The organism is Longimicrobium sp. (assembly GCF_036554565.1).
Lineage (GTDB): Bacteria > Gemmatimonadota > Gemmatimonadetes > Longimicrobiales > Longimicrobiaceae > Longimicrobium.
This window is the reverse complement of the sequence record NZ_DATBNB010000381.1, coordinates 1-4,970: the sequence shown is the minus strand read 5'-3', so window position 1 is coordinate 4,970 and position 4,970 is coordinate 1. Positions and strand designations below refer to the sequence as shown.

General features: G+C 68.6%; 4 protein-coding genes. 1 reads left to right on the top strand and 3 read right to left on the bottom strand.

Annotated elements, in window-relative coordinates; genetic code table 11:
- On the bottom strand, positions 1 to 1,191 hold a 1,191-nt coding region (locus tag VIB55_RS10525; protein WP_331876616.1), incomplete at its 3' end, for an endonuclease/exonuclease/phosphatase family protein.
- Between the two features lie 270 nt (positions 1,192 to 1,461).
- Between VIB55_RS10525 and VIB55_RS10520 the strand changes: the two genes are divergently transcribed.
- The gene (locus VIB55_RS10520; RefSeq protein ID WP_331024555.1) at positions 1,462 to 1,929 is read left to right on the top strand and encodes a hypothetical protein; all 468 of its coding nucleotides are present in this window, start codon (positions 1,462 to 1,464) and stop codon (positions 1,927 to 1,929) included.
- Between the two features lie 717 nt (positions 1,930 to 2,646).
- Here VIB55_RS10520 and VIB55_RS10515 read toward each other — a convergent pair.
- Both VIB55_RS10515 and VIB55_RS10510 read right to left on the bottom strand, forming a co-directional pair.
- Positions 2,647 to 3,774, bottom strand: a complete 1,128-nt coding sequence (locus VIB55_RS10515) for an ABC transporter substrate-binding protein (RefSeq protein ID WP_331876615.1) — start codon at positions 3,772 to 3,774, stop codon at positions 2,647 to 2,649.
- Positions 3,775 to 4,035: 261 nt separating this feature from the next.
- The coding region (locus VIB55_RS10510; RefSeq protein ID WP_331876614.1) for a TonB-dependent receptor domain-containing protein at positions 4,036 to 4,970 on the bottom strand (935 nt) is incomplete at its 5' end.

Below are 4,970 nucleotides of genomic sequence, written 5' to 3'. Positions count from 1 at the left end.
CGCCGTCGTGGTCGCGCTGTTGGGTACCGTCCACGCGTAGGTGCCGGCAGACGCGGCGGTGCTGGAGGTGATGGTCGTCCACGCGCTGCCGTCCAGCGTGTACTCCAGCTTGACGTTAGCCACGTTCGCCGACGTCCAGGTGATGTTCTGGCTGCTGCCGCCCGCGTACGACTCGCCCCCGTTCGGCGCCGTCACCGTCACCGAGGGCGTGGTGCCGCCCCCTCCGCCCATGGTGTAGCGGCTGAGCACGGGATAGTGGTCGCTGGTGGTGTTCGCGTAATCCGCCACGTACGTATCCACCCGGTACACCTCCGCCGAGCTGGCCACGTACGCGGCCGTGAACTCGTTGGTGTTCAGGTGATGGTCGATCATATCGGTGTAGCTGACCGTCGACGAGATCCCGCCGAGCGAAAGCGCCCTGGTCGGAAACGCGTAGTCCGCCGCGTCGTCCACGAAGTTCTGGTACGGCGACGGCCTGCCCGCGGTGATGGAGGTGTCGACGTCATCGTTCCAGTCGCCCACGACGATCACCTTCTGCGTGGGATACGTGGTGTCGAGGTACGACTTGAGCGCGTTGCTGGCGTTCAGGCGCTTCTGCCAGCTGGCGTCGTCGTTGAAGGCCTTGGCGTGCAGCACGATGACGACGATGTCCTCCGTGACGCCGTTCAGCGTAACGCGCAGCTTCACCTCCAGCGGCGGGCGCCCCGCGAAGTCGGCGTCATATGCCGTAAGGATGATCTTTGCGCCCAGCAGCGTGGCGATGCTGCTCTTGTACAGGATGCCCACCTTCTGCTCGGTGGAACCGTAGTAGGTGGAGCCGCTGGTGACGTGCGACTCGCTGGCCAGGAACCCCGTGTAGCCTGTGAGCTGCGACTCCAGGCTGTTCCACGCGGCCTGATCCACGATCTCGGCCACGCCCCAGATGTCGGCGTCGGTGCCGCCGATGATGTCGCGCGAGTTGCTGGCCTGCAGCGTCTCGTTCGCGGGCCCGTTGGTGCTGCTGCCGAACCACTCGATGTTCCAGCTGGCGACATCCAGCGTGGCGGCGGTGCCCTTCGCCGGCACGGTGGCCAGCAGCGGGCCGCCCTCCGGGGCGATGCGGCCCGTGGCCATCGGCGTGTCGCACGCGCCCAGGCCAAGGGAGAACAGGCCGCCCAGCAGGACGGCGCGGAACGATCGAAGACGGGCCATGAACACCTCTGGTACGCGGCGGGAGTGAGCGCAAATGGCCACGGCTGCCGATGCGTGGAAGCCGCGGCAGTGGGCCAACTGAACGAATCCGTGATGGCGGATAAGGTACGACGAAGTGGCTGCTCCGGGAAGTGCCACGATGTCGGGTGTCCGTGTCTGCAGGGAAACGCAAGCAGGATGACAGCGGCGCGGCAGCGTGTGGCAATCCGCGTCCGCGCCGCGCTATATTCCGGCCGTCGATCGACTCGCCCCAACGATGGGAATCGTGCCTTGAAGCTTTCCCGCCACGCCGCCATCCTGGAACTGGTGCGCACGCACCGCGTTCCCTCGCACGAGGCGCTTCGAGAGCTGCTGGCCGCGCGCGGCATCGAGGTCGCGCAGGCCACGCTTTCGCGCGACATCCGCCACCTGGGGCTGATCAAGGCGCCCGACGACCAGGGCGGCAGCGCCTACGTGGTGCCCGTCGGGGGCGCGGACGTAACGCCCACGCTCAGCCGCCTGCTGCCGGCCCTGTACGTGGGTGCGGATGGTGTCGGAAACCTGCTGGTGCTGAAGACGCTGGTGGGAGGCGCGCAGCCCATCGCCGTGGCCATCGACAGTGCGGGATGGCCGGAGATCGTGGGCACCATCGGCGGCGACGACACGATCCTGATCGTGCTGCGCAGCCCCGACCACCGAGAGACAGTCGTCTCCCGCATCGAGGCCATCGCCGATCGGCGTGGGGATGGAGATCGGTGACGGGCTAGGGCGATGGCCGGTAACGGGCGATTGACGGGATCGGTGACGGGCGGGGACGCGGATCGGTGGCGGGCTTGAGCGGCAATGCAGTCGGTGATGGCGGCACCGAAGTGTCACTCGTCCCATCGCCGAACCCTGTCATCCTGAGCCCCAGGCGCACCGAACCGTCCCGCAAACCGATCCTCGCGGGGCGAAGGATCTAGCCGAGGAAGCCTTTCACCTTGGACGCGGCAGCGGTGACCAATCCAGAGGCCTCGGCTTGCGTGGGATCGCTATGATCATCGGTGCCCCGGCCCTCCAGGGGCGACTGAAGTCGCGGCAACAAGGGCCCAAAGTCCGCCTTCGCGGACTGCACGTGCGAGTCGGGTGCGCCAAGCCGGCCGGAGCGCGAGCGAATTCTCCCCTCTCCCGCTTGCGGGACAGGGGCCGGGGGAGAGGGCAGCCGAGGCATGCGCCGGCTCCGGTCGAAACGCCTCCCAGCACTGCCAAGGTCGTCGCTCTGGCCCTGCCCCACGGGCGAATGAATTCGCTGCAACAAGCACACGAAGTCCGCCTGCGCGGACTGGCTTGTTCTCGTGTGGGGGAGGCCCGTGGGGCGCGCCCGGCGTGTGTGGCGGATCCCTCCGTCGCTGCGGAGTATGGCGAATGGGCAGGTTCGGCGGGGCCGCTCCGTCGGGATGACATCGCGCGGTTCGGCAGGTGCGGTGAGCGTGCCGCTCACCGCGTCGCGACCTGGGCGGCCTGCTGAAGGCGGAAGCGGCCGTTCTCGATCCGCACCAGCGCCACCGGCTTGCCCACCGGGTCGCCGTTGGCGTCGAACGACACCGGGCCGGCCACCCCGTCGTACCGCTCCGAACCGCCCTCGCGCCCCACCCCCGCCAGGTAGTCGCGGATCCCCTGGCGGCTCGCTCGGCCTTCGCGAAGCGCACGCGCAATCAGCTGCACCGCATCGTACGAGGTGGCGGCCGACGAGTCGGGTTCGCGCTTGTACGCGGCCCGGAACGCCTCGGCGAAGGCCCGCGCCCGCGGCGACATGTCCGGGTGGTACAGCACACCGACGAGCGTGCCGTTGTACCGCTCGCCCATCTCCGCCAGCGGCTCCAGCCCGTCTCCCCCAATGAAGCGCGGCATCCACTCCAGCTGGTGCGCCTGCTGGATGAGCGTGGCCGCGCCCGTCTCCAGCCCGGCCACCAGCACCACCTCGGCGCCGCGCGCCTTGAGCGCGCGGATGTACGGGGTGAAGTCCTTCATGTCTTCCAGGTACGGAAAGCGGCCCACCAGCGTCACCCCCGTGTTCTCCAGCGCCTGCCCGAACACCTCCGCCAGGCTCTGCCCGTAGTCGTCGTTGGCGTACAGGATGGCCACGCGCCGCCCCGCGCCCGCCGCCGAACGCGCCAGCTCCGCGGCGTTGGCCGAATCGCTCGATGCCACGCGGAAGATCCACTCGCCCAGCCCCGCGATCTCGGTGCTGGTGGCGCTGGTGCCCACCGCCGCCAGCCCGCGCTGGTAGACGGACGCCGCGTCCATCAGCGGGCCGGAGGTGGCGTGGCCCACCACGGCCAGCACGTCGGGGTTGTCGTAGAACCGCTCGGCCACCGCGATGGCCGCCGTGTCCTCTGACTTGTCGTCCAGGGCCCACAGCTTCAGGCTGTCGCCATGAATGCCTCCCGCCGCGTTGATCTGGTCCACGGCCAGCTGCGCGCCCAGCTGCGAGTTCTTGCCGAAGGACCGCTCCAGCGGCGCGGCCAGGCCCAGCAGGTAGGTGTCGCCGCCGCCGGGGCCCGAGCAGCCGGCCAGCACGGCCGCCGCCGCCAGGGACGCCAGCACCAGATGATGTGATCGCATGGGATGGAAACGGGGGGGCGCGGATGGACGAACGGGATCATGACCCTACAAAGATTCCGTATATCCACCCGGTGTCAAGCGGGATTCTGTTCCCGCCAACAGCCGCGCATTGCAAGGCGTTGGCACAGCGTCAGGAGTGCGATGGAGCGGCAAGCAAAAGCACGGAATACGCCATCGCACGAATTCCGCGGATGATATCGGAACCGCGGAGGGGGAGCCCGGTACCCGGGCTCCCCCTCCTTTCTCTCGATCAGAAGCGGGTCAGAACTCGTACTTGATGCGCGCGACCAGCATGCGGCCCATGGTGGGCGAGCCGGGGAAGGGGCGGTAGTCCTCGGCCAGCAGGTTGTTCACCAGCACGTTCAGCGTGGCGCCGTGTACCATCGGCAGCCGGTAGCCCAGGTTCAGGTCGAACAGCGTGTACGCCTGCACGCAGTCTTCCTGCAGCGGGTTCGCCACCGCGTCGGGCGCGTTCAGGCAGCGGGTGCCGATGTACACGCCCGAGTTCACCGGGAACGTGTCGTTGTACCGCATGCGAACCTCGCCGAACAGCCCGGTATCGTCATTGTCGTAGTCCAGCGCCACCGATCCCTTCCAGCGCGGCGCGTTGAGCGTCACGAGGCCGGCGTTGTCGGTTTCCCACTTGTTCTCGTTGACGAACGACACCGAGCCGGCGAGCTCCCACTCGTTGCCCAGCAGCGCGGTGGCCGAAATGTCGGTTCCCCAGAGGTCGATGTTCTCGTCGACGTTCACGTACGTCACCAGCGCCTGCGCGCTGCGCGCGTCCACGTCGGGCGACGAGATCACGCCCAGGGGCACCTGGGCCAGCGCCGGCACCAGCTGCCCGGCCAGTGCCGTGGCCTGCGCCTGCGAGTAGCCCAGGTCGGCCATGAAGCGGGGCACCAGGTACGCGCCCAGCTGCTGCGGATTGAGCAGCACCAGGGGGGTCTGGATGGTGAGCGGCGTCACCAGGCTTTCCTTGCGCGACCACCACACGTCGGCGGCCAGCAGCACCCGGTTGGCCAGCAGCCCCTTGTAGCCCACCTCGAGCGTGGTCGAAGGCGACTCCCGGATCGGCTCGATCTGGTCCAGCGTCAGCGTGGAGAGCGGCGCGGTCTGCCGCGTCACCAGGTCCAGGTAGTTCAGGCTCACCTGCGCATTCGTGGGGTGCAGCGAGGCAAGGTAGGCCACCAGCG